The sequence below is a fragment of the Lysinibacillus agricola genome (genome assembly GCF_016638705.1).
Lineage (GTDB): Bacteria > Bacillota > Bacilli > Bacillales_A > Planococcaceae > Lysinibacillus > Lysinibacillus agricola.
Map to the genome: position 1 here is coordinate 1,039,694 of NZ_CP067341.1, position 26,726 is coordinate 1,066,419.

The 26,726-nt window shown below is 37.5% G+C and carries 23 protein-coding genes; 20 read left to right on the plus strand and 3 right to left on the minus strand.

Translation table 11 applies throughout. The features are described 5' to 3' along the window. Positions 1-267 precede the first annotated feature (267 nt). A complete protein-coding gene (locus FJQ98_RS04895; protein WP_053594763.1) occupies positions 268-1,134 on the plus strand; it encodes an NAD(P)-dependent oxidoreductase in 867 nt (288 codons plus the stop codon). Positions 1,135-1,531: 397 nt separating this feature from the next. Here FJQ98_RS04895 and FJQ98_RS04900 read toward each other — a convergent pair whose 3' ends face one another. Next, the gene (locus FJQ98_RS04900) at positions 1,532-1,924 is read right to left on the minus strand and encodes a DoxX family protein (protein WP_053594762.1); all 393 of its coding nucleotides are present in this window, start codon (positions 1,922-1,924) and stop codon (positions 1,532-1,534) included. 158 nt (positions 1,925-2,082) lie between these two features. Between FJQ98_RS04900 and FJQ98_RS04905 the strand changes: the two genes are divergently transcribed. The 6 genes from FJQ98_RS04905 to FJQ98_RS04930 all read left to right on the plus strand — a co-directional run bounded on the left by FJQ98_RS04905 (position 2,083) and on the right by FJQ98_RS04930 (position 11,296). Further along, the gene (locus FJQ98_RS04905) at positions 2,083-2,400 is read left to right on the plus strand and encodes a winged helix-turn-helix transcriptional regulator (protein WP_053594761.1); all 318 of its coding nucleotides are present in this window, start codon (positions 2,083-2,085) and stop codon (positions 2,398-2,400) included. Positions 2,401-2,832: 432 nt separating this feature from the next. Beyond that, a complete protein-coding gene (locus tag FJQ98_RS04910; protein ID WP_053594760.1) occupies positions 2,833-4,161 on the plus strand; it encodes an MFS transporter in 1,329 nt (442 codons plus the stop codon). 219 nt (positions 4,162-4,380) lie between these two features. Further along, the gene (locus tag FJQ98_RS04915; RefSeq protein WP_053594759.1) at positions 4,381-5,283 is read left to right on the plus strand and encodes a chemotaxis protein; all 903 of its coding nucleotides are present in this window, start codon (positions 4,381-4,383) and stop codon (positions 5,281-5,283) included. Between the two features lie 277 nt (positions 5,284-5,560). Beyond that, positions 5,561-7,114 carry a Ppx/GppA family phosphatase gene (locus FJQ98_RS04920; RefSeq protein WP_053594758.1) on the plus strand — a complete coding sequence of 518 codons (1,554 nt, stop codon included), beginning with the start codon at positions 5,561-5,563 and terminating at the stop codon, positions 7,112-7,114. Further along, positions 7,104-9,260, plus strand: coding sequence for an RNA degradosome polyphosphate kinase (locus FJQ98_RS04925; protein WP_053594757.1), 2,157 nt, complete (start codon positions 7,104-7,106; stop codon positions 9,258-9,260). The genes FJQ98_RS04920 and FJQ98_RS04925 overlap by 11 nt, the downstream gene beginning before the upstream one ends. 29 nt (positions 9,261-9,289) lie before the next feature. Beyond that, complete coding sequence (locus FJQ98_RS04930) at positions 9,290-11,296, plus strand: putative bifunctional diguanylate cyclase/phosphodiesterase (RefSeq protein ID WP_053594756.1); 2,007 nt, start codon at positions 9,290-9,292, stop codon at positions 11,294-11,296. A 366-nt stretch (positions 11,297-11,662) separates the two neighbouring features. On the opposite strand, the gene FJQ98_RS04935 is transcribed toward FJQ98_RS04930, so the two are convergent. Next, positions 11,663-12,277 carry a TetR/AcrR family transcriptional regulator gene (locus tag FJQ98_RS04935; RefSeq protein WP_053594754.1) on the minus strand — a complete coding sequence of 205 codons (615 nt, stop codon included), beginning with the start codon at positions 12,275-12,277 and terminating at the stop codon, positions 11,663-11,665. 527 nt (positions 12,278-12,804) lie between these two features. On the opposite strand from FJQ98_RS04935, the gene FJQ98_RS04940 reads away from it, so the two are divergent. The 10 genes from FJQ98_RS04940 to ccpC all read left to right on the plus strand — a co-directional run bounded on the left by FJQ98_RS04940 (position 12,805) and on the right by ccpC (position 22,001). Further along, the gene (locus tag FJQ98_RS04940; RefSeq protein WP_053594753.1) at positions 12,805-13,698 is read left to right on the plus strand and encodes an NAD(P)-dependent oxidoreductase; all 894 of its coding nucleotides are present in this window, start codon (positions 12,805-12,807) and stop codon (positions 13,696-13,698) included. Positions 13,699-13,713: 15 nt separating this feature from the next. Further along, positions 13,714-15,234 carry a CoA-acylating methylmalonate-semialdehyde dehydrogenase gene (locus FJQ98_RS04945; protein WP_053594752.1) on the plus strand — a complete coding sequence of 507 codons (1,521 nt, stop codon included), beginning with the start codon at positions 13,714-13,716 and terminating at the stop codon, positions 15,232-15,234. Positions 15,235-15,298: 64 nt separating this feature from the next. Further along, positions 15,299-16,615 carry a GntP family permease gene (locus FJQ98_RS04950; RefSeq protein WP_053594751.1) on the plus strand — a complete coding sequence of 439 codons (1,317 nt, stop codon included), beginning with the start codon at positions 15,299-15,301 and terminating at the stop codon, positions 16,613-16,615. Positions 16,616-16,626: 11 nt separating this feature from the next. Then, positions 16,627-17,388 carry a 3-hydroxybutyrate dehydrogenase gene (locus FJQ98_RS04955; protein ID WP_053594750.1) on the plus strand — a complete coding sequence of 254 codons (762 nt, stop codon included), beginning with the start codon at positions 16,627-16,629 and terminating at the stop codon, positions 17,386-17,388. Between the two features lie 16 nt (positions 17,389-17,404). Then, on the plus strand, positions 17,405-18,589 hold the full coding sequence (locus FJQ98_RS04960) for an iron-containing alcohol dehydrogenase (protein ID WP_053594749.1): 1,185 nt from the start codon (positions 17,405-17,407) through the stop codon (positions 18,587-18,589). A gap of 102 nt (positions 18,590-18,691) precedes the next feature. Then, positions 18,692-19,135, plus strand: coding sequence for a hypothetical protein (locus tag FJQ98_RS04965; RefSeq protein ID WP_201406638.1), 444 nt, complete (start codon positions 18,692-18,694; stop codon positions 19,133-19,135). 133 nt (positions 19,136-19,268) lie between these two features. Beyond that, on the plus strand, positions 19,269-20,036 hold the full coding sequence (gene fadH / locus FJQ98_RS04970; RefSeq protein ID WP_053594748.1) for a 2,4-dienoyl-CoA reductase: 768 nt from the start codon (positions 19,269-19,271) through the stop codon (positions 20,034-20,036). A gap of 66 nt (positions 20,037-20,102) precedes the next feature. Next, on the plus strand, positions 20,103-20,342 hold the full coding sequence (locus tag FJQ98_RS04975; RefSeq protein WP_053594747.1) for a hypothetical protein: 240 nt from the start codon (positions 20,103-20,105) through the stop codon (positions 20,340-20,342). Positions 20,343-20,604: 262 nt separating this feature from the next. Further along, positions 20,605-21,045, plus strand: a complete 441-nt coding sequence (cbpB, locus tag FJQ98_RS04980) for a cyclic-di-AMP-binding protein CbpB (RefSeq protein WP_053594746.1) — start codon at positions 20,605-20,607, stop codon at positions 21,043-21,045. A 68-nt stretch (positions 21,046-21,113) separates the two neighbouring features. Next, entirely contained in the window at positions 21,114-22,001 is an 888-nt protein-coding gene (ccpC, locus tag FJQ98_RS04985) for a transcriptional regulator CcpC (RefSeq protein WP_053594745.1), read from the plus strand. A gap of 64 nt (positions 22,002-22,065) precedes the next feature. Here ccpC and FJQ98_RS04990 read toward each other — a convergent pair whose 3' ends face one another. Beyond that, positions 22,066-22,263 (minus strand): hypothetical protein, encoded by a 198-nt coding sequence (locus tag FJQ98_RS04990; RefSeq protein ID WP_201406639.1) that lies wholly within the window; start codon positions 22,261-22,263, stop codon positions 22,066-22,068. Positions 22,264-22,554: 291 nt separating this feature from the next. On the opposite strand from FJQ98_RS04990, the gene FJQ98_RS04995 reads away from it, so the two are divergent. Genes FJQ98_RS04995 through FJQ98_RS05005 form a run of 3 tightly spaced genes read left to right on the plus strand, consistent with a single transcriptional unit; the run spans position 22,555 to position 26,719 of the window. Next, a complete protein-coding gene (locus FJQ98_RS04995; protein ID WP_053594744.1) occupies positions 22,555-24,942 on the plus strand; it encodes a hypothetical protein in 2,388 nt (795 codons plus the stop codon). Beyond that, positions 24,942-25,877, plus strand: coding sequence for an ABC transporter ATP-binding protein (locus FJQ98_RS05000; protein ID WP_053594743.1), 936 nt, complete (start codon positions 24,942-24,944; stop codon positions 25,875-25,877). The genes FJQ98_RS04995 and FJQ98_RS05000 overlap by 1 nt, the downstream gene beginning before the upstream one ends. Beyond that, on the plus strand, positions 25,874-26,719 hold the full coding sequence (locus tag FJQ98_RS05005) for an ABC transporter permease (protein ID WP_053594742.1): 846 nt from the start codon (positions 25,874-25,876) through the stop codon (positions 26,717-26,719). Before FJQ98_RS05000 ends, FJQ98_RS05005 begins: the two co-directional genes overlap by 4 nt. The last annotated feature ends 7 nt before the right edge of the window (positions 26,720-26,726 follow it).

Here is a 26,726-nt window from a genome sequence, read left to right on the forward strand (position 1 = left end):
AACTGCTCTTTTTTTCTTATCTTCATTCAGCAAATGTTTTTGTAACGAAAGCAAAGCGACAGCAACAATGTTTATCTGCGCGAAAGCAAAATTGATTTACTCGTATATATGCAGCACATAAGGTTTTTAGTACAAGTCAAAGAAGAGTTTGAATTATCCCACTTATTCAACTACACTGAAAGTTAAAATAAGTGCTAATGTTGGTTATCTGAAAAGTGGTATAGAGAATCAATCGATAGCCTTTATAGCAAAGGAGCATTTTTACATATGGGAAAAGAGCGTATTGCATTTATCGGTACAGGCGTTATGGGAGCTAGCATCATCAAGCATTTATTACAGAATGGTCATGAGGTAACAGTTTATACACGTACAAAGGAGAAAGCAGAGCCGCTTATGGCATTAGGTGCAGCTTGGGCAAGTTCACCAGCAGAAGCATTTAAAAATAAGGAAATAGCCTTTACGATGGTTGGATACCCTGCAGATGTAGAGGAAGTTTATTTTGGAGACAACGGATTATTTCAAACAGCTGAATTCGGCAATATCGTTATTGATATGACTACTTCAGAGCCAACATTGGCAAAGAGAATTTTTGACCATGCTCAAAAGCTTGGAGTAGAATCGCTAGATGCACCTGTTTCTGGCGGAGATATCGGTGCTCAAAATGGTACCTTATCCATTATGGTTGGAGGTAGTCGAGCTACATTCAATAAAGTTTTACCAGTCATGAATCATTTTGGTGGAAATATTGTTTATCAAGGTGAGGCCGGTGCAGGACAGCATGCTAAAATGTGTAATCAGATAGTTATTGCTTCAGGAATGATTGGTGTGTGTGAGTCACTTGCTTACGGTTTAAAGGCTGGACTTGATTTACCAACAGTATTGCAATCCATATCGTCTGGTGCAGCAGGTTCTTGGTCGTTAAGTAATTTAGCACCCCGCATGATCAAAGAAGATTATGCACCAGGTTTTTATATTAAGCATTTTGTGAAGGATATGAAAATTGCTTTAGACGAATCTAAAAAAATGGGGATTACATTACCAGGTCTTGCACTTGCTTATGACATGTATGAAAAGCTAATGGAAGAGGGCTATGGTGAAAACGGAACACAGGCACTTTTAAAAGCTTATCAATAAATTTAAACTTCTTTCAGCGGGTGTCCAAACACCTGTACCTGTCGCTACGCTTTCGGGACAAAAGACATCTGCTGAAAGAAGTTAAAGCCTCTGGCGGATGTCACGGAATCGGAAATGAATTCTTAAAGGATGTTAGCCTAAAATCATCGCATCCATGCGATAACGGCTAACTGACCTGCATCACGCAGGCCTAAGCACTAAGCCGATTCCGGACGCAATTATGCCGAGGCATAATTGATAGGTTTATCAAAAAATGTTAGACTTCTTACAAATTGTGATAATCATAATAGAAAAAACACAAAAAACTGAAGAGTTCTAATTTTAGAAAACCCAAAGTGCCATCTTATGGAACTTCGGGTTTTCTTATGTCTTCATTCAGTAGAAGGCTACGGAAGAATTACTCTTTACCAAAAAGTTTTGAGTCTAAAGAAAAACTAGATGCCCCAGCAAGTGCAAAGTATAAAGCAATTGCGGCTAAAGCTAAATCTAATTCATATCCAGCTAAGCCATCTGCGCCGATAAAGCCAACGCTAAGCTTCGCTGTAAAAATGGCAACAATCATTGTCACTGTCAATAAAGCGCCAAAAAGTCTTGTACCTAAGCCTAAAATAATTGCAACACCACCGACTAGTTCTATAATGGCAACAATATATGCCATAAAGCCTGGAATACCAATGGCGTCAAAATAATCAGCTGTGAAGCCGATACCACCCTGAAACTTTTGAAAGCCATGAGTGGCAAAAATAATGCCGAGTACGACACGTAAAATAGTTGAACCGATATGTTGCATAGTTTAATAACTCCTTTTGTTTTCCAACTTACATTTCGTAACTTAGTTTATTTTTAAAAACAAGTTTTGTCAAGTAACTAAATTTTATTTTTGAAACTTATTTTCGAAAAAATGATATACTGTTATATAAGAACAAAATACTTTTGGAGGAAGGTAAATTGGATCAAAAAAAAATTTGTCCACGATTTGAAAAGGCGCTCAAAATATTAAATCATAGCTGGAACACTCTGCTTATTTATCAGTTATTAGAAGGGCCTCAACGATACTCAACAATTAAAAATCAGTTGGGTATTAGCAGTCGTGTGTTAACGGAGAGATTAAAAGAATTAGAGATTGAGCAAATTGTAAAACGTACAGTTATTCCATCAACACCAGTAGTGATCGAATACGAGCTAACAGAAAAAGGACATGCACTTACACCGGTCCTTAAAGCAATAGAACAATGGTCTTCCATGTGGGTGAATACGGAAGAATAGTGCAATGGATATCCAAGCGAGGGGGCTTGGGTATCTTTTTTTTAGGCTAATAACCATAACGTGGCGCTAATTTCCAAGGAGTCGCCATGCCTCACTCCAATCAACTTATATAAATGGCATACATTTTAACAAATATTATCTCCAACTTTTGGTGATGAGCTTTTTTATGATGGAGGTATAAGAATTACTGCATTGCTAAAACAAAGTTCTAGATAATACTCCTTTAACAATAGTCCTATAACCCTAAATTAATGAGTATTAAGTAAATCTTTAGTAGTCCTTAGAGAGGGAGAAGATTCGTTCATATTAGAGTGTTAGTGAAGTGCGATTGCTTGTATATTGTAAATAGTATTAATTTTCTTTAAATAAAGGGAATTTTTTATTACAGAGGGGAATTTATTTAATAGTATAGAGAATGGGGAGGGGGGTTTTATGAAGCGGAGTTCAGCAGTAGACGTACAACATCGAAGTCAGTTAGCTCTTTATTTATCACTGCCAATTTTATCGTGGGCGTTTTATGATTTTGCGAATACAATATTTTCTTCAAATATTAATACAATATTTTTCCCATTTTATATGGATGAGGTTTTAGGGACGAATGAGGTAATGCAGCAGGTGGCGAGCACGTTTATTTCGTATGCAAATGCCATTGCTAGCTTTTTCCTCGTTATTTTTTCACCACTCTTTGGCGTATGGATTGATAATACTGGCTATAAAAAGAGATTTATCGTGTGGTTTGCATCTATTTCCATCTTCTTTACCTTTATGATGGGTGTTTTTGCGAATCTACAGACGTCAACAAATTATTCAGGTGTGCCACTTAGTTTATTTTTAGTTGTAGCTAGTTTTGTCATTGCGAAATTTTTCTTTAATTCAAGTCTAGTGTTCTATGATTCTATGATGGGAGACTTAGGGACGAAAGAGGAAATGCCCCTTATTTCTGGATATGGGGTAGCGATTGGCTATTTAGGTACAATTTTGGGGTTACTTGTTTATTTGTATGTAGGAAACAGTGATTTCCATCGAGCATTTATTCCAACTGCCATTTTATATTTAATATTTTCTTTGCCATTATTTTTTATTAATAAAGATACACCGATTCCAACGTCTCAACGAAAGCCTATTAAATTTTTAGATGGTTATAAGGAAATTGTTCAAACATTTAAGGACATGAAGCAATATAAAGCTATTTTCACCTTTATGATTGCTTACTTCTTTTTAAATGATGCAATTGCAACAACTATTGCAATGATGGCTGTATATGCTACAACGATTGTAGGCTTTACATCGGGGCAATTTATCGTGCTTTATTTAGTATCTACTGTTTCAACAATTATTGGCTCGCTTGCATTTGGTTATATTACAAAAGCAATTGGAGCTAAACGAGCGATAACTGTGGTGGCACTATTAATGATTGTCGCTTTAGCATTTGCTGTCTTTGCAACAGAGCAATGGATGTTCTGGCTTGCTGGTAGTATGTTCGGCATATCACTAGGATCAATGTGGGTAACATCTAGAACGTATATTATTGAATTGTCTCCAGATGAAAAACGTGGCCAATTTTTTGGCTTGTTTGCATTCTCGGGTAAAGTATCTTCAATTATTGGGCCAGCAGTCTACGGAACGGTCACATTATGGATGAAAGATTACGGAACGCTAGCAAGTCGTGTTGCGTTATCGACATTAATTGTGATGACAGTAATTGGCCTATTGGTACATCTAAAGGTCAATGGCTCAAAAGTTGGAGATGATATTTGTTAAAACGTATATCATGTCTATAAGTTGATTGGAGTGGAGGCTGGGCGACTCCTTGGGGATTAGCGGCTCATCGGACGCGCCCAGTCGGAACGGAAATCAACTCTACGTTATGGTGATGAGCCAAGTCAATGATAAAAATGGAAAAAGCAAGTAGGAGAAATGTATTGCCTATGATACAATTGAATTATAAATAGAAGTTGGAAAGAAAGGAGCGGGGTTGCTTTGGAACATAAAGGAATATTATTAGAGAGTGGCACAAATGAGCTAGAAATTGTTGAATTTGAAGTAGCTAACAATAAATTTGGTATTAACGTTATTAAAGTGAAAGAAATTATTCAACCGATTCCAGTAACATTTATTCCACACGCGCACCCGCATGTAGAAGGGATTATTCAATTACGAGGTGAGGTTTTACCAGTAGTTGATATGCTCCGAGTATTGGGTATTCAAAGTACAGAGCGTAATCCTCAGCAAAAATATATTGTAGCTGAGTTTAATAAACAGCGCGTAGTATTCCATGTAGATAACGTTACACAAATTCACCGTATTTCATGGAATCAAATCGAGAAACCTTCTGATATGTATCAAGGAGGAACATCACAAGTAATTGGTGTTATTAAGCAAAATGAGCAAATGATTTTATTGCTTGATTTCGAAAGAATTATGGTAGATATCAATCCGGATTCTGGTATAAGTGTAGAATCTGTTAAAAAGCTTGGTAAACGTGATCGCTCTGAAAAACGAATTTTAATTGCTGAAGATTCACCATTACTACGTAAGCTATTATTCGATACTATGAATGAAGCAGGTTACGAAAATGTAGAATTCTTTGAGAATGGCCGTGATGCTTATGAATACCTCGAATCCGTCGTCAAAGGTGGTAGCGATGTGTCTGAGCATATTCAATTAGTTGTGACGGACATAGAAATGCCGCAAATGGATGGGCATCATTTAACGCGTAAAATTAAGGAACATCCAGATCTCCAAAAGCTTCCTGTCATTATTTTTTCAAGCTTAATTACGGATGATCTTCGTCATAAAGGCGACCAAGTAGGTGCAGAGGATCAAATTAGTAAGCCTGAAATTGCAGAGCTTATTTTACGAGTAGACCAGCTTATCCTATAAAATGAAGCTTTACCAAGAGTGAACGCTTAAGATGAATAAAGTTGGAAAAGGTACTTCACAATATTAATAATGGGTATCCTGAAAGTATATTAATAATTTTAAGAAAATCGGATGCCTTTTTAGGTTCCGATTTTTTTGTATAGATTATGATGCTAGGAACACAATAATAAGGTCTATTAGTTGGGTATCCACATGGAAATGGATGTCGCGACACTCCTACCGAAAAAGATATAGAACCGATAATAATATGGCATGTACGCGTTAAGGAAGTGATTATTTGAATGAATTAAAAACGGCTATCATCGATATTGGCTCTAACACCATTCGATTAGTATTGCATCGATACGATAAAGAAGAGGGACTTCGTGAGATTGGAAATATTAAAACGGTTGCACGTTTACGTACATATTTACAGCCCTCTGGTGAAATGTCTGAAGAGGGTATACAAGTATTAACAGATACATTATTGACTTTTAAAGCAATGCTTGATGATTTTGAAGTGACTGATGTGAAAGCTGCTGCAACAGCTGCAATCCGTCAGGCGACCAATAAAGCAAAAATAATTGCCTTAATGAAGGATCGGACAGGTATTCAAATAGAGCTTTTAACTGAAGAAGAAGAGGCATATTATGGCTTTGTTGCTGTAGCGCATTCAATAGGCACAAAGTCCGCTGTAACGATCGATATTGGTGGCGGTAGTACAGAAATAACACTTTTTGAAAATAAAGAACTACAGAAATCTCATAGTTTTCCTTTTGGTACAGTTTCTTTAAAGCAACGTTTTGTAAAGGGAGACATTATGAATAGCAGTGAAAAAAAGGAACTCATTGCATTTATTAAAGAACAGTTCAAATCACTTCCCTGGATTCAGGATATCAATTTACCAATTATCGCTATTGGTGGTAGTGCCCGAAATATTGCTCAAATTCATCAACAAAAACATGTATATCCAATCGCAAGTGTACATGGTTACGAAATGACTAAGGAAAATTTAGAAGAGCTCAGTGTATTTTTAGGTAATTTAAGCTTTAATGAGTTGAAACAGTTAGATGGGCTTTCGGCGGATCGTGCCGATATCATTGTCCCTGCATTAGAAGTTTTCAGTGTGTTAATGGAGGTTGTTGGCAGTGAGTTGTTCCAGATAACAAAGAACGGATTGCGTGAGGGACTTATTATACAGCGTATTTTGCAAACAGATGAAAGTGCGTTTGATAAGTACAATGTGTTTGAGGGAAACGCAAGAAGATTGGCTCGTCAGTATGGTCGAACTGAAGAAGAAGTAGACTATTTGAGGAATTTAACGGATCAATTATACCGTGAGTGTTGCCATCTTGGTTATTCACAATATAATCCAAAAGATTTACAATTATTAACGAAAGCGGCGAAAGTTTTTAATATTGGAGAGTATATTGAGTTAAGTTCTGCAAGTCAGCATACTTTTTATTTAATTGCGAACCAATCTATTGATGGGCTGAATCATAAGGAACGTGTGAAATTAGCACTTTTAGCCTCATATAAAAATAAAGATTATTATCAACGATTCGCTGCTCCTTTTACAGAATGGCTGAGTCGTGAGGAGTATCGTAAAATACGAGACTTTGGCGCACTTTTAAAATTTGTCTATGCGTTAAATGTGTCAAAAAGAAAGATTGTACATGCCATTGAGATGCAGACAGAAGAGGATTATGTGCAGCTTAGTATCTATGTAAAAAACAACGCTGCCGCAGAAAAATATCAAGCAAACCGACATAAAAAACATCTAGAACGCGCACTAAAGATACCTATAAAAATAAACTTTATTGAAGAAGGGTTGAACAATTATGACAACTGAAATTACGAATAATCAGTTACAAGAAGAGGAATCAACAGAAACACAAGGTCGATTATTAGAGGAAATTGCCAAGCCGCAATACTATAATAATCGTGAATTAAGCTGGCTAGCCTTCAATGAACGAGTTTTAGAGGAAGCAGAGGATGTTAATAATCCTCTGCTAGAACGTCTAAAATTTTTAGCAATATTTAGTTCGAATTTAGATGAGTTTTTCATGGTACGTGTTGCAGGTCTACAGGATCAGGTACGTGCAGGTTTCCATAAGCCTGAAAATAAGTCGGGCCTAACACCAAAAGAGCAATTAGCGAAAATTGCAGAGCGTACTCAGGCATTAGTGCGCCGTCAAACTGAAGTATACAGACATTTAATATATGATTTATTACCACAACATAATGTACATATAGCAGACATGAAAGACTTAAATAGTACACAAAAAGCGTTTGTCAATGAAATGTTTGCAGAAACAATCTTCCCTGTTTTAACACCCGTAGCTGTAGATGCATATCGTCCTTTCCCAACTTTGTTCAGTAAAACATTAAATTTACTTGTATTATTAGAGCAAGATGAAGCGGATTTAGAGAGTCGTGAAAAAGTAGCGATTGTACAAGTACCATCTGTCTTAGATCGTTATATTAAAGTACCATCAGCAGACGGAGAAACTGTAATTGTCTTATTAGAGGACGTCATTGCAGCGCATATAGAAAAGCTCTTTTATGGATACAGTGTTAAGTCAGCACAGGCTTTCCGTTTGACACGTAATGCTGATTTAACAATTCATGAAGAAGGCGCAAGAGATTTACTTGTAGAAATCGAAAAAGAACTGAAAAAACGTAGATGGGGTTTAGGCAGTCGTCTAGAAGTTCGTGAGGGCGAGATGAGTGAGGAAGTTCTTACATACTTACTAGATGAATTTGAAATTGAAGAAACGGATGTTTTTCATATAGATGGACCGCTAGATTTAACATTTATGTTCTCGTTTGTAAAAGGCATATCTATTGGTCGAGAACATTTAGAATATGAAAGCTTTATCCCGCAGCCACCATTAGATTTGCAATCGGATGAAAATATTTTTGAAAAAGCTCTGCAACAAGATATTTTTTTCCATCACCCATATGAGTCGTTTGTGCCTATCGTAGATTTTATCTCAGAAGCGGCAGTCAATCCGAACGTTTTAGCAATCAAACAAACATTATATCGTGTAAGTGGTAATTCACCCATTATACAAGCATTAAAGTTCGCAGCAGAAAATGGTAAGCAGGTAACAGTTTTAGTTGAATTGAAAGCACGTTTTGATGAAGAAAATAATGTTCATTGGGCAAAGCAACTGGAGCAAGCTGGCTGCCTTGTTATTTACGGTATGAACAATTTAAAAACACACTCGAAAATAACACTTGTTGTAAGTCGTCGAAATGGAAAAATTGAGCGTTTTGTACATCTTGGAACAGGGAATTATAATGATGCAACTGCAAAAATTTATACAGATATGGGTATAATAACGACAGATAAGGAATTTGGCATTGATGCCACTAATTTCTTTAACTATTTAAGTGGTTATACAGAGAAGCCAGCTTTTAATCACTTAGTCGTGGCCCCGTTTGATATTCGAGATGAATTTATCCGGTTAATGGATGAGGAAATTGCTTGTCATAAGAAGCATGGCAATGGTTTTATCCGAGCTAAAATGAATTCACTGACGGACAAAGACTTAATGATGAAGCTATATGAGGCATCCATTGCAGGTGTAAAAGTAGAGCTTATCATTCGTGGTATTTGTTGTATTAGACCAGGTATCCCTGGAATTAGTGAAAACATAACAGTAACAAGTATTGTTGGTCGTTTCCTTGAGCATTCTCGTATTTATTGGTTCCATCATAATGGGGAAAATAAAGTATATTTATCTTCTGCAGATATGATGACTCGTAATATGATTAAACGTGTAGAAATTCTATTCCCTGTATATGCAAGTGAAGCAAAAGCCCGTATTATTAACATCATGAATACACAACTTGAGGATAAAGCAAAAGCTCGTATTCAAGACTCAAATGGAAAATATCATTACAAAGATTTTGATCGTAGTGAAGATCCAATTAATAGTCAGGAAATTTTCTTAAAAGATGCACTTAAACCTACGCTAGACGAAGAATAAAGCAAACACGCTACTTAGTGAGGGATATAATGAAAAAATATAAAGAGAGTGTAGCGCAATTTGCAGACTATCATCAAGTCATACAACTTAATCCATTTGATGCAGTCGTATGTTTGAGAAAAGTTAAAACAAAAGCGTTTGAAATCGTTAACTTTAACGATAAGCTACCGTCATTTATTGAGCTACAGGATGTGAAAGCCACCAATGCAGAACATTTTTTTACGGAGCATTGCTGGCTGCAATTATCGAATATATTACAACAAGAATTGAATATGGACCAAAGGCTAAAAATACGTACTGAACACAAAGTAAAAACATTTTTTGTTCATGTACAGCATTTAGAAAAATCAGTTGTAGCAGTTATTCTACGTGAGAAACAAAATGAAGAGGAACCCTATTTGCAATTTGTGGAACAGCACGTAAGTCCGGTATTAACAACTGATTTACAAGGTCGCATTATTCATCAAAACGTTATTGCCACTTCTCTATTGTCAAACGAGCATCACAGCTTGATAGGACAAAATATTTTTTCATTATTAGAGAGTAAGTATATCAACGAATTTAAATTACTATTTGCAAAAACTGTTGAGGGCTCAGCATTTGGTATGCCAAAATGCTTATTTAAGCGCCAATTGCTAAGTAAAGAACCATTTTATTTAAGAACGCATCCAACGTATTTTAATGGTGAAATTATTGGTGTACATCTATTTGTGAAAGATGCTACTTCATTTATGAATGATCATGAGGCCTTTTATTACCTAGCATTAATGGATGAATTAACGGGTGTTTGGAATCGCAAAGCTTTTAAGGAGCATTGGTTACATCATTTAAATGATAAAAAGCATGGAAAAAAGCAAGCAGCTCTTATTTTAGTGGATATTGATCGCTTTAAAAAGTTTAATGAATCCCTTGGTGAAAGTAAGGGTGATGAACTTATGCGGATGTTTAGTCATAGACTTCGTGAGCTCTGTTACTCCAAATGCTCGCTTTATCGTTATAATAGCGATGAATTTATTTTTGTTCTAAAAGATGCAACCATCAACAAAATTGAACATACGGCTAACGCTATTTTAGACGCACTAAAACAGCCATTCATGATAGATGAGCAGGAATATTTTATAAGCGTGTCGATCGGTATCTCACTTAGTCCTGCAGATGGCAAGGACTTAGAAACACTTGTACGTAAAGCAGATAAAGCATTATTCTCTGTAAAAGAGCATGGGCGATCACACTACCGTTACTATCGTGAAGATATGACAACTATTTTTCCAAATGAGGCATTAATGGAAGCGCATTTACGTCGTGCCATCGAATTTAATGAGCTAAGTATTCATTTACAGCCACAAATGGATTTAACAAATAACAGCATAAATAGCTTCGAGGCATTATTACGATGGAATAATCGCAAATTTGGTTTTGTGTCACCTGCACAGTTTATACCCATTGCAGAGGCATCAGGCTTAATAATTGAAATTGGTGATTGGATTATTGACGAGGTATGTCGCTATCAAAAAGAGTGGCAAATGAAAGGCTATCGACCAGTTCGAATTGCCGTTAATATATCACCAAAACAATTTAGAAAAGAAAACTTCGCTCGGAAAATTAAAGCTGCCTTGAAAAAGTATAATGTGCCACCTGAATTATTAGAGGTTGAAATTACCGAAAGCTCCATGACCAACGTCCATGAAACATTTTCAATATTAACTGAATTGAAGCAGCTAGGTGTTTATGTTTCGGTTGATGATTTTGGAACTGGCTATTCATCTTTAAGCTATTTAAAACGTTATCCGATAGATATCATAAAAATAGATCAATCATTTATTGCGGATATTACAAAAGATGATAAAAATGAGGCCATCATCAAAGCCATTATCTCAATGTCCCATAATTTAGGGTTAGAGGTCGTTGCTGAAGGAATCGAGGAGCCGTCACAGGTCGATTTTCTAAAACGCCATCGATGTCAAAAAGGGCAAGGCTATTTATATAACAAGCCATTACCTGTAGAAACCGTTGTTGAGAAATATTTTGTTAGTTAATGAAAACTGATCAAGTAGCACTTCATTCCGGATTGGATGAAGTGCTATTTTTTTGTAGAGTTTGAGCAAAGTGATTTACTTGAGCGAATGAAGGCGCAATTCGAGTGGGAAAGAAACTCAGCCAAGCGAAAAGTAGAAGAACCCAAGTGCAACCTGATCGGAAAAGGATTCGGCCGGAGCGAACATCAGTGCAACCTGATCGAATAAGGGCAATACCCGATCATTTCACCTGGCCACCCGCTCAAATCAAGGCTTTACCTGATCATTACTTCCGGTTACCTGAGCGAAAGGAGATACAACCGGAGCAGAATATGACTTCACCCGAACGCAAGCAGTTTCCACCTATACACACCCTTCTACAATGAGCTATTTATTTTCTACTTTCAATCCATCTAACACGATAGATGTAAATTGTGCCATCTCAGCAGCTAAATCGAAATTTTCATTATGAATTAACCAATCATAAACATTTGCACGCATACAGCGTTGAATAATTGCTTGAAATTGACTAACCTCCAAATCTTGACGAAACTCTCCAAGTCGAATACCTTCTTCGATATAAGTGTTCATAATTTGGAAAATCATTCGTTGTGGATTTACTAAATAATGATCTTGTTCCACTTGATTTGTCATCGCAGCAGTATAGACTGTTCTCAATAAATCTTTTCCAACAACATTTGTTAAGTACTTCATTTGTTCTTGATAGAGTAATAAAATTTTTTCACTTGCCGGTAAAGTGCGATCAATATTTTTTTCCACAGTGCTATAAAAACTATCAAGCTCTTTAAATTTTTCTAAAATAACATCGTACTTGGACGGGAAGTGGGTGTAAAACGTTCCCTTTGATACATTACATGCTTTAGTAATTTGCTCAACAGATACATGCTCAAATCCATGTTTATTAAATAGGTCTAATGATGTTTTTAGTAATTTTTCCCGTGTTTCTAATGCTTTTAATTGTCGACTAGTTAGTGAATTCATATTTCGATAATTCCTCCAAATTTAAGGCTCATCACCATAACGTGTGGTTGATTTCCGTTCCGACTGGGCGCTTACCTGGGGGCGTCGGGGCAACAAATGTTTTTTGTGCGAAAGCGTAGTGCAACGTAGCGGCAGGATGTTGGTCACGAAGGCGTTATCACAGAACGTGATGCTTTTAGCCTTCGTTCTCCTACTCGCTTCGCTCCAGGGTCTCATTCTGTGACGCTAATCCCCAAGGAGTCGCTCAACCTCCACTCCAATCAGCTTATATACATAGGTGCGTCTTAACAAATGTCATCCATAACTTATGGTGATGAGCCAAATTTAAGTATTTCAAGATATTTTTTTACAAGATTATTCTGAAAATATAAAATATTTTAATTGACGAGATGGATTTATTTTGATTATGATTTAAGTGACCGGAGTCAATGACTGTGGTCAGCTAATAAATCTTGTTATTAATGTTACGATAAAAGAGTAGAGTTGGCTAGTGTTCATCGGATTTTCAAGGAACGGGGGAGGTCAAAATGACGGAGAAATTAGGTTTTATCGGCTTAGGCAATATGGGGTTACCAATGTCGATTAATTTATTAAAGGCAGGCTATAAGGTTTATGGCTTTGACACGAATTCACAAGCAATGGAACAATTTAAAGCAGAAGGTGGAGTTGGACTTGCAACAGCAAGGGAAGTTGCTGAGCAAAGTGATATCATCATGACGAGCTTGCCGACACCACAAATAGTGGGACAAGTGTATAGTTCTGAGCAGGGTATAATGCACCATGCTAAAAAAGGAAGTTTATTAATAGACTTTAGTACGGTAAATCCCGAATTAAATGATTCCTTACATATAGAAGCACAATCATTGGGATTACGTTATCTTGGGGCACCTGTTAGTGGGGGCGTTATAGGGGCTATTCATGCAACACTTACAATCATGGTCGGTGGTGAAAAAGAAGATTATCAAAGTGGGTCTGGAATATTCCGAATAGTCGGAAAAAACGTCTATCATCTCGGTACATCTCCAAGTGTAGGTACACGTATTAAATTACTTAATAATTTAATGATTGGATTCTATACAGAGGCAGTCGCTGAAACAATTGTACTAGGTGAGAAAATGGGTATCCATGCAGATACGCTGTATGACGTATTAAGCAATAGCTATGGTCAAAGCCGTATTTATGAACGTAATTACGTAGAGTATATGAAAAACGAAAACTATCAGCCAGGTTTTTCTACAAATCTATTATTAAAAGATTTGAAGCTAGCGAAAAATATGGCAGAAGAAGCAGGGGTTCCACTTCGAATCGGGGAAAAATTAGTGGATCTATATAGTGATATTTCTCAGCAGGGCTATGGAGAAAATGATATGTCTGCCGCTTATTTAAGTTTAAAAGAAAAATGTAAAATTGAACAATTTTAAAGGAGGACTAGAATTATGACAACAGCACAAGAGGTTAAAACTTTAACGCATTTTATTGGTGGGGAATTAGTAGAAGGGAAAAGTGGACGCTTCGGTTCAGTATTTAACCCAACGACTGGTGAGGTTATTGCCAAGGTTCCACTTGCAACTGTAGAAGAAACTCGAGAGGCTATCGATAAGGCACAGGCGGCATTTCCAAAATGGCGTGATATGTCAGTAGCTAAACGTGCAGAGATTGTATTAAAGTTCCGTAACCTCATTACTGAAAATATGGAGGAGCTTTTACAAATTATTTGTATAGAAAGTGGTAAAACGATTGAGGATGCAAAAGGTGAGATTACACGTGGTTTGGAGTCTGTGGACTTAGCAATCGGTGCACCCCATTTAATGAAAGGTGAGTACTCGGTCAATGTCGGGGGTCAAATTAATGCCTACTCAGCAAAATATCCATTAGGTGTTGTAGCGGCCATTTCGCCATTTAACTTCCCGATTATGGTGCCGTTAGCACAAACAAGTATGGCTATTGCTGTCGGTAATGCAGTTATTTTAAAAGCATCCGAACGAGTTCCTATGACAGCATTATATATTAGTGAGCTTTGGAAAAAGGCTGGATTACCAGATGGAGTTTGGACAGTAGTGAATGGTGATAAAGATGCTGTCAATGAACTTTTAGAAAACCAAATTGTGCAAGCGATTTCATTTGTAGGATCAACGCCAGTTGCTAAATACATTTACGAGACAGGTTCAAAATATGGTAAACGTGTTACAGCACTTGGTGGAGGAAAAAATAATATGGTTGTCATGCCGGACGCAGATCTTGAACAGGTTGCCAGTGCATTTATCGGTGCAGCATATGGAGCGGCCTCTCAACGTTGTATGGCCATTTCTACGATTATGCCTGTTGGAAAGGATACAGCAGATCGTCTTGTTGAAATCTTAAAGGAGAAAATCACTAACTTGAAGGTTGGTTCATATACAAATCCAGAGACAGACTTTGGCCCTGTCATTTCACAGCAATCGAAGGAAGCGATTATTGCTGCTATCGATCGAGGTGAATCTGAAGGTGCAACAGTTATTTGTGATGGTCGAAATCTTGATATTGTGAAAGAGTCAAAAGGATTCTTTGTAGGGCCGACATTGCTAGATAACGTAAAACCAGGCATGGAAATTTATGAACAAGAAATATTCGGTCCAGCTCGTAATGTTGTTCGTGTTGATTCATTGGATGAAGCAATCCAACTTATTAATAAGCATGAGCTTGGAAATGGTGTCACAATCTTTACGAATGATGGCCTAGCAGCACGTAAATTCACAACAGAAATAGATGTTGGCATGGTAGGTGTCAATGTGCCGATTCCAATTCCGGTTGGTTACCATAACTTTGCTGGATTTAAAGGTTCTCGATTTGGAGAAGGGCATATGTTTGGTCCAGATCAGGCACGCTTCTTCACAAAAACAAAAACAATATCAGAGCGTTGGATGACAGGTCAAGCATCGACAGCATCTACGTTTGCATTCCCAAGTAATAACGACTAATACAAATGAAGAGCTGTATTCTTTTGCAGCTCTTTTTTTCTAAAAGCATAAGAGGAGGATGGGGATGTTAGAATACATTGGGCTTTTTGGCAGTTTAGCTTTACTTGTGTATTTAACAATGAAGGGCGTAAATTTACTAATTTCAGCACCATTGACTGCATTGATAGCGGCCGTAACGAATGGTCTAGCATTTTTTCCACAAACAGCTGATGAGAATCAAGCTAACTTCTTAACAAGTTATATGGATGGGTTCACTGGATTCGTAGGTTCATGGTATTTAATGTTCATGGCAGGAGCCATTTTTGGAAAGGTAATGGAAGATACGGGAGCAGCTGATAGTGTTTCTAAATGGATTGTAGAAAAAATTGGAGTGAAATATGCAGCCTTTGCAGTAGTAGCTGCAGCAGCAGTACTAACGTATGGTGGTGTCTCAGTGTTTATCGTAGCCTTTTCTGTCTATCCAATGGCTATCAGTTTATTCAAGCAAGCTAATTTTCCTCGTCGCTTTATTCCTGCTGCACTTGGTTTAGGTTCTGTAACCTTTACGATGACCTCGGCAGGTTCACCGGAAATTCAAAACTGGATTCCTATTCCATACCTTGGTACAACGCCATATGCTGGATGGGCAGTAAGTATAATTGTTGCAATTTTTATGGCTACTGGTGGATCACTATGGCTAAATTGGATGATCAAACGTGCAGTAAAAAATGGAGAGATATTTATAGAACGATCTACTGATCCAGTTGTTGATGAATCTCGTAAGCTTCCAAGTCCAATTTTAAGTATTGTACCACTAGTAGTAGTTTTAGGCATTTCCTTTGTGTTTCACGAATCACTAGGAACTTCAGCCTTAATTGTAGCATTAACGAGCGGATGTATTATGGCTTATCTAGTGAGCTATAAATATTCAAAGTCTGTCGGTGCGACACTAGCAGCTGGTGCTATGGGGGCCGTTGTAGCAATCGCTAATACGGCAGCTGTAGTTGGTTTCGGAGGTGTGGTGAAAGCTACACCATCATTTTTGGCAACTGTTGACGTCATGACTAATATTCCTGGAAGTCCATTAATTGGCGGTGCGTTAGCCATCGCTGTAATAGCAGGTTTAACAGGCTCGGCTTCGGGTGGTCAAACAATTGCATTGCCTTTACTTGCTCCACACTATATTGACATGGGAGTTGATACGGAGGCATTGCACCGTACAATTGCTATTGCATCAGGTTCTCTCGATTCATTGCCACATGGTGGTTATGTAGTAACAACTATCAATTCGGTATGCAATGAAAAGCATAAAGATGCTTATATGCCATTTGGTGCTTTAACTGTCATTATACCTATCATAGGTACGTTAATCGCTATCATATTATTCTCACTAGGAATGTAGGAGGGTATTGCGTGAAAGGAAAAATAGTTTTTATTACTGGAGCAGCCCGTGGTATCGGGTTATCCATGGCACTAGCGTTTGCTGAGCAGGGAGCGAATGTCGTGATAACAGATATTAATGAACAGCTTTTGGCGGAGGCAATTCAACACAATCCGCAATTAACTGCATACACCTGTGATGTTACGAATGAACAGGCAATATGTGATGCGATTGACTTTACAGTTAAAAAGTATAAGACAATAGATATTTTAATTAACAACGCAGGATTTCAGCATGTCTCTCTTATCGAGGATTTCGCGACAGAAATCTTTGAATCCATGCAAAAAGTGATGCTTGTTGCACCTTTTATAGCAATGAAATACGCGTTACCTCATATGAAGAAAAATAAATTTGGACGCATTATTAATATGGCATCTATTAATGGCGTTATTGGGTTTGCAGGTAAAGCTGGATACAATGCAGCCAAACATGGACTTGTCGGTTTAACGAAAGTGGCGGCACTGGAGGTTGCAACTGAAGGGATAACCGTGAATGCCATTTGTCCAGGGTATGTCGATACAGAATTAGTACGTAATCAGTTTACGGATTTGGCAAAGACAAGGGGCATTCAAGTAGAGGAAGTGCTTGAGCAGGTGCTATATCCACTCGTTCCTCAAAAACGCTTACTAGATGTATCGGAAGTTACAGGACTTGCGCTTTATTTAGCTAGTGATATGGCAAAGGGTATAACAGGTCAAGCAATACTTTTGGATGGCGGTTATACAGCACAATAGCTTAGGAGGATTAGATATGATTCAAACAAAAACAATCTATACGGTTCATTCGCCAGGAACGATCGTTTATGGACGAGATTCTTTTGAAGAAGTAGGTGTCCATGCAAAAAAATTGGGGACTAAGGCTCTTATCATTAGTGATCCGATCATGGATAGTTTAGGCTTTGTTAATCAATGTAGCACTTTATTAAGAGCTAGTGGTTTGGAAGCGGTTTCATATTTAGGCGTAACAACGGAACCCGTGGATACTTATGTAGCAGAGGGACTTCATATTTTACAATCTGAGGGTTGCGATATTATTATTTCTGTCGGTGGCGGGAGCTGTATCGATACAGGAAAAGCAATTGCAGTAGTTGCAACGAATGGTGGCTATATTGGCGATTATATGAAAATGGCAAAAATAGCTGAGCAAGTACCGATCCCACATATTGCAATACCGACAACAGCAGGAACTGGCTCAGAAGCAACGGATGCAACCGTCATTACTAACACGAAGAATGAAGTGAAAATGATGATTAAGCAGCCTGCATTTATGCCAAACATAGCAATCATTGATCCAATTTTAACGGTTACATCTCCACCCGCCATTACTGCGGCAACCGGTATTGACGCATTAAGTCACGCTATTGAGAGCTATTTATCACGTTTGGCACATCCTTATTCGAATGTACTTGCATTATCAGCAATGGAGTTAATCGTCAATAATATTTTAAAAGTTTATGAACAAGGTAATGATATTGACGCTCGTGAGGCCATGTCAATAGGCTCAATGCAAGCAGGTCTTTCATTTTCCAATGCTTCTGTTGCTTTAGTACATGGTATGTCTCGTCCAATAGGAGCGCTCTTCCATGTACCACATGGTATTTCAAATGCCATGCTCTTGCCAGCAGTATTAGAATTTTCAAAGGATGCTTGTGTCGATCGACTGGCGGATTTAGGTAAATTTTTCAATAAAGATAATGAGCTGCTATCTCAAGAAGAGCTTGCCGATTTAGCTATTGTTTCAATTAAGAAAATGTGCAAGAAGATGGATATAGGGAATTTGAAACAATTGGGAATTGATGAACAAGCCTTTTACGCAGCTATTCCAAAAATGGCAGCTGATGCAATTGCCAGCGGTAGCCCTGGAAATAATCCTAAGGTACCAACACAGGAAGAGTTAATGGAACTTTATAAAATTGCTTATCATTATGAGTTTTAGGAATTCGAGAAGAAACTGTCTAAAATAGAGTTACCAACCATATGTAATTTGTAAACTATTTTTATTGATTAAATCAATTTATTTGGTTCATCACCAAAAGTTGTGGATGGCGCAAAAGTAGAATACCCGCGGAAGAGAAGCGAATACCCGCGGAAGAGAAGCAAATACCCGCGGAAGAGAAGCGAATACCCGCGGAAGGGAAGCGAATACCCGCGGAAGGGAAGCGAATACCCGCGGAAGAAGAGCAAATACCCGCGGAAGGGAAGCGAATACCCGCGGAAGAGAAGCGAATACCCGCGGAAGAGAAGCAAATACCCGCGGAAGAGAAGCGAATACCCGCGGAAGAAGAGCAAATACCCGCGAAAGAGGAGTGAATACCCGCGAAAGAGAAGCAAATACCCGCGAAAGGGAAGTGAATACCTGCGGGCAAAGGAAGAATACCCGCGGAAGAGAAGCGAATACCTGCGCGAAGGAGGATTCCCGCGGAAGAGAAGCAAATACCCGCGGAAGAAGAGCAAATACCCGCGCAACAAAAAAATCCCCTGAATACATAAATAGTTGTCACCTTTCATCCTTTCGCTACTATACATCGTTTTGCAGAATTAATATGACATATACGAGAAAATATAGTAAAATTTTAAGTGAATCATCATTCATTTTGTGAAGGGGGAAATCTTAAATGTTGCAGGGGAAAACAATTATTATTACGGGTGGATCAAGTGGTATGGGGCTTTATATGGCGAAGCAATTCGTTGCTGAAGGGGCAAATGTTGTCATTACAGGTCGTAACGAGGAGCGATTAGCAGAGGCGAAAGCCTTTATTTTAGAGGCTGGAAAAACGATTGAAACATTTCAAATGGATGTTCGGGTGCCTGAGCATGCAGAGGCAATGCTAGCATTTACTGTTGAAAAGTTTGGACAGGTTGATGGGCTTGTAAATAATGCGGCTGGCAATTTTATAGTGCGTGCAGAGGATTTATCACCAAATGGCTGGAAGGCTGTTGTTGATATTGTGTTAAATGGGACATTCTTCTGTTCTTCAACAGTTGGTAAGTATTGGATTCAAAATAATATTAAAGGATCTATTCTTAATATGGTCGCGACTTACGCTTGGAATGCCGGGGCTGGTGTTATTCATTCAGCAGCAGCTAAAGCAGGCGTATTATCATTAACTAGAACGTTAGCTGTTGAATGGGGAAAACAATATGGGATTCGAGTAAATGCAATTGCACCTGGTCCAATTGAGCGCACTGGTGGTGCAGATAAGCTCTGGGAGTCAGAAGCTGCTGCAGCTCGTACGCTAGACTCTGTCCCGTTAGGTCGAACAGGTACTCCTGAAGAAATAGCTGATTTAGCAACATTTATGATGTCTAATAAGGCAAGCTATATGAACGGTGAATGTGTGACACTTGATGGCGGGCAATGGCTCAATCAATATCCATTCTAAATAAAAAAATTGCATAATGTGGAGCTGGGTTGACGCATACTAAGGCTAAAGAAAGGAGTTTTGCCTATGGGTATGTGGTTAATACCGGCTCTTATTGCCATTACGATTATTTCTGTCATTTCGCTTGTGTCCACGCTGAAAATTGCCAAAATGACGTCTGAACGGAAGTCAGAAAATGATACGCCGATTTCTGAAACAGTTGAAGAATATGCCACAATGCTAAATCCAATTGTTTGGGTATATATCATTTTTTTGCTTTTTTTAGGGATAATGATTTTTTATTACTGGAGTAAGACCGGCTATTAAATAAACATTTTCTTCATTCAGCTTATATTATTGCGAGCAATAAAATGGCTGAATGAAGATATTTCCATTGAGCCCAGGTAAAATAAACTCCCCGTAAATATGTGCACTTTCGATACTTAGTTTTGTTCAAAATGCTAAAATAATTCGTTGCTCTTAAAAAACTCTTCTCGGCCTTGTCGTGGTCATAAAAGGAATAGTTATGATATGATAAAAGGGAAGCATCCTGTTCTGCAAAACGAGGACAGAAAAGGAGAAGAAGTTCATGATTTCAACTAACAGCAAAGACTTATTAGCAATGCCAATTAGTGATTTTATTATTTCATCTGAAAAAGTTGCGCACGTACAAAGTGGAAATAGTGCGGAACATGCACTCCTAGTACTTACACGTACAGGGTATTCGTCGATACCTGTTTTAGATTTGAAATATCGGCTTCAAGGTTTACTAAGCATGAAAATGATTACTGAATCCATTCTTGGACTAGAACATATTGAATATGAAAAGCTACCCGATATTAAAGTGGATACGATTATGGATAAAGATATCGCTGTATTAAAGTTGACGGATACTTTTCAGCGAGCTCTCGACTTAGTTATTAATCACGCCTTTTTATGTGTTGTGGACGATGACGGAACATTTGCGGGAATATTAACGAGACGTGTTATTTTAAAGCAATTGAAAAAATATATTTATCAAAAAGAGTAGTAGTTTAAGAGGGGACTCAGATGAAAATCATGAGGCCCTCTTTGCTTGTATCGGAGGTTTACTGATTAATGGCAACGGAGGCAGAAATTTTAAAAGTACTAGCAGAGGAACGTAATATGCGTAAAGCAGCGGAACGTTTATTTTTATCCCAACCAGCGCTTTCGCAACGGCTGCAAACTATTGAAAAGGACTGGGGCGCGCAGTTATTTATTCGTTCGCAAAAAGGACTTACAGCGACTCCTGCTGGAGAGCTTATAATTGCTTATGCGACTGAAATGCTGAGCAAAAAAGAAGAGATTTTTGAAACAATCCAATCATTAACGACGAAAGTAAACGGGACATTGAAAATTGCCTGTGCTTCGATTGTCGGCCAAAACTGGCTTCCGAAAATATTAAAGGATTTTGTAACGAAATATCCAGAAGCAAAAATCTCTCTTATGACCGGCTGGAGCTCTGAAATTGTAAAAGCACTTTATGAGGGTGAGGCTCATATAGGAATTGTACGTGGGCAGGTTGATTGGAAAGGGGAAAAGATTCACCTTTTTCGTGACACCCTTTATTTAGTAGATAAAGAGCTAAAAACCATTGAAGATGTTCTGACGACAGAGCGACCTTTTATTCAATTTAAAAGTGACTCCAATTACTATCAGGAAATTCAACAATGGTGGCAACAGCATTTCGCTTCAAATCCGAGTAAACAAATTTTAGTTGATCAGATTGAAATTTGTAAGCAAATGGTATTGAACGGTATCGGCTACGCTATTTTACCTTCAATCACTTTAAATGACCACGATGGTATTAATAAAATAGCATTAACTAATAATGAAAAAGAATTTGGTTTAACACGTGATACATGGTTAATAGGCTATGAGTCGTCATTTGAATTACGACAAGTAGAGGCTTTTGTAGAAGTAGTACAAGATCATGCTCGTTGTTTGTTTGATTATACGAAATAAGAATATACCAAGGCAGTCTCAAGTGATTCACTAGGGGCTGCCTTTTTCTAGCCAATTCTTAATCTCACCATAGTGGGGTTGAATTCCGTTCCGACTGACGCTTTGCCGCTGACGCTTCGCTTTCGCGCAGATAAAACATTGTTGCTGACGCTTCGCTTTCGCACAGATAAAACATTGTTGCTGACGCTTCGCTTTCGCACAGAGCAAAGCTTCCAGGGGACGTTCGATGAGCCGCTTCGCTTACGTGGCTCGTTCCAGTCAACCTATCCACATGACATAGGTTTTAACATAATGTCATCCAACTTTTTAATTTTATCGGAACACTTTCTTTTAATTTTTATCGACAGCCCATTTTACTTTATTATGTCACCCAGTCTCCACTCCAATCAACTTATAAATGCATATTTTAACAAATGTCATCCCGAACTTTGGTAATTAGTTAATTCTTAAGAGTTTATGAATATTCATGAAGATGTCATAAGAAATGGAACGAAATGCAATTTTAATCGTATAATTATTTAACCATCAATTTACAAAAAAAGGGGTTGAGTTTTTGAAAAAAACGAATATAACGGCACTCATACTGCTATTTATGCTTGTTATTAGCTTTATTCTACCTGTGGAGCAGGCAAGTGCAGCAGCTACATTGGATGTTCAGGCTAAGGTAGGGATTGCAGGTAAAGCTAAATCCCAATCAGTTGTGCCACTTCAAGTAACAGTGAAAAATAATGGTGCAGATTTTTCTGGAGATATGGTCATCAATGCCTCCAGTTCCTATGAGGCTGCATCAGCACAAGTGCTTCCAATAGATATAGCGGCAGGAGAAGAAAAAACATTTGATATTTATCTAGAAGGTATCGATAACTATAATTCCTCGAATGCAGATGTGTTTGCGTTTTTTGAAGGAGGCATAGAGAAAGGAAAAAAGGTTGCTTATAACGGAACAAAACAGCTACAAGGTAACCTTTTAGATCCTTCATCAGTATTTATTTATACATTGACAGATAAAAGTGATCGTTTATCGGCATTTTTGAGCTTATCCCAATTAGCTCCTCAAAATAATGTTGAAGTTTTCAATTTAAATCAAATTAAGGACTATACATTACCAGAGAATACAGAAGGATTTGCCATGGCGAATGTTATCGTCATCGATGAAATTGCTATTGCTGATTTATCGCAAAAACAACAAGAGTCTTTACTAAAATGGGTACAGAATGGTGGAACTTTATTATTGGGTGCTGCTGATCAAGTAAATGCAACAGCAGGTATCTTCAAGGATTATTTACCACTTGCATTATCACAACAAATGACATCCGTTTCTGCAGATAGCCTATCAAAATTATCAGGCGGAGGAATTTTTACAAAATCAATTTCTGTTTATTCAGCGACTGAAAACCAAGAAAGTATTCCTGTATTAACAGATAACAATACGATTCTAACATCTAAGAAAAAAGTGGGTAGTGGTGAAATTATTCAAACAGCCTTTTCTTTAGGGGATCAACCACTTGCGTCTATGGATGGCTACGTGGCATTAATATCTAAAATACTGAATATTCAAAGCATTCAACAACAAGGGGTGATGCATGGTCAATCAGCGATAGATAAAATTTATGATATACAGCAAGTAAATGAATTATTCCCATCATTTGAGGTATCTGTAAGCTATATGCTAATTGTTATCATTCTTTATATTGTAATTATCGGACCTGTTCTTTATTTTATCTTAAAGAAAATGGACAAACGTGAGCATGCATGGTGGGTTATTCCTGTCATTTCTATTGTTTTATCGATCGGGTTATTCATTTTTGGGGCTAAAGATCGTATTATCCAACCACAAGTACAACAAGCAGCCTTTTATAAAATAAATGATGATCGTAGTGTAAATGGTTATTATGTAGAATCGATTTTAACAAATCGTAGTGGTGATTTTGTTGTAAACGCAAATAAGGATACTACGGCACTCGCATTACGAAAATATGATCGATTTTCAGGTTCATCGAGGGAATTATATGAATTCTCCTATATTAAGGAGCATTCAAATGGTTCTACGCTAACATTACGCGATTTAAGTTATTGGTCTGTTCAATCCTTTGCAGGGAAAACAGAGGCTCCGAACATCGGTAAGATGGATATTGATATTACTTTAAAAAATGAGAAGCTCTCTGGAACAATTAAAAATAATTTCCCATTTGCTTTAAAAGATGTCACTTTATTCTCTGGTATTAAAGAAATTAGGCTTGGAGATATTGAACCAAATGGAACACTCAAGGTGGATACGGAATTGAAAACTACGGTTCTACAAAGGCCATCTATATTTAATAATTACAATTTTAGTTTTCCAACTAAGAAGCAAGAGATTAATCCTGCTCTTATCGAACGGATTAACAATCAAGCACTTCAGCTTGTAGAAAATGATAAAAAGCCTGTCATTACAGCATGGGCAGACCAAGCAATTGCTGGGGTTGAGCTAGAAACAAGTGCCAATATGTCACCGATTTCATATTTTGTTCAGCCATTTGACGGCAAAGTAGAGCTATCAGGTCCATTTACGATGAAACGCAACAACTTTACGTATTCAGTAAACCCATTATCTTCCAATGCGAATTACAATGAAATTGATGAACAGCTAAATAATTGGTACTTGTCTGACGGTTTATATGAAGTGTCAATTGCAATGCCAGATAATTTTATGAATTTAGTTCAAACATTAAACGAACTGACGATTTCAAATAAGGATGTTAACCGTATGCAGCTATCGATTTGGAATAACGAAACGAAAAAATATGAACCATTCGTAGATGCGAAACAGGTGTTTACAGATAACATTACAAAATATTTCAATAATAATGATGAATTGCTGATTGAGATTAAATTTGGGCCAGATCAAACAGGTGAGCAAACAAAATTACCAGATATAGAGCTGAAGGGAGTGGCGAAATAATGATTGAAATTCGTGATTTAACGAAAAGATATGGCTCCTTTACAGCACTAGATCATTTGAATCTATCATTGGAGGAAGGAGTTGTATTTGGCTTTGTAGGTGCCAATGGAGCGGGTAAGTCGACTACATTCTCGATTTTAGCAACCTTGCTATCTCCAACTTCTGGTGATGCTCTTATAAATGGGAAAAGTGTTATTAAGGAACCAAAGGAAGTTCGAAAACAAATTGGCTATATGCCAGATTTCTTTGGGGTCTATGATCTGCTAAAAGTAGATGAGTACCTAGATTTTTATGGTGCCAGCTACGGCATTGGGGCAGCTGAACGAAAAGTACTTATTCCACAGCTACTAGAGCTCGTAAATTTAACGAATAAACGTCATGAATATGTTGATTTACTGTCACGTGGGATGAAGCAGCGACTATGTTTAGCTCGTGCCCTTATCCATGATCCAAAGGTATTAATTTTAGATGAACCTGCATCAGGTTTAGATCCACGTGCACGAGTAGAGATGCGTGATATTTTACGAAATTTAAAATCCATGGGTAAAACGATTTTAATCTCCTCACATATTTTGCCTGAGCTTGCAGAAATGTGCGATGAAATCGGGGTGATTGATAATGGTAAATTAATCGCTCATGGCAATGTGGCTTCCATTCAAGCACAGCTACAGGGTGAGAAGCGCATCGTGATAAAAGTGACGGATCAATTAAACGAGGTACGTGCATTTTTGGAGGAGGATCCACTGATCTCTTCTATAGATATAATGGATAATCGTTTAGAAATTGCATTTAACTACCGTGGAACAGATGCTGATCAGGTAGCACTATTGAAAAAAGCAATACTTGCGAATTTACCTATTTATGCATTAAGCGAAGAGGAAAAAGATTTAGAGGATGTCTTTATGGCCATTACGAAGGGAGCGGACTATCAATGATGGAACGATTTTATAATCCGGTATTCGTAAAAGAATTGAAGTTACGCTTCCGTTCTTTTAAAAGCTTTTCAGGTTTAATGTTTTATTTAGCGGTTATTTGTATTTTTATCGCAGGATTTTTGCTACTAACAACTGGATTCACAGGCAAGGGTTTCTTTAGACCAGATACAAGCTTTATGATGTTTGCAGTATTAACAATATTACAAATGGCTCTTGTTCTTTTCATTACACCAAGCTTAACTGCTGGTGCAATTAGTAGCGAAAGGGAAAAACAAACATTAAATATTTTACTCACAACGACACAAAGCTCTACTCAGATCGTCATTGGAAAATTATTATCCTCGGTAGCATTTTTAGTATTAATGCTCATCGCAGGGTTACCATTATATAGTTTAGTATTTTTATTTGGTGGCGTATCGCCGTCTCAATTAATTTCGATATTTTTATTTTATTTATTAACAGTTGTAGCAATAGGTAGTATTGGTGTTATGTTTTCAACCGTTACAAAACGAACAATTGTTGCAATGATTAGTACGTATGGTTCGATCATCTTTTTAGGTGGCATTACAGCTTTTTTCTTCTTTTTATCAATGGCCTTCCATCAAATGGGTAATGCCATCGGTACTAGTACTTCTTATATGACTTACTTCTGGGCTTCTATTAACCCAGGTGCATTAATGCTTACGCTTATTTCACCATCTATGGGCGATGCTTTAGCGGAAGTTTCGGGAGTGAAATTACCTGTATGGATTAGTTATTTAATAGCTTATTCACTTATTATTGTTTTTTGTTTAACAATTGCGATTAAAAAATTACGTGCCAATATGAAAAGTAACCGATGAGGAGGAA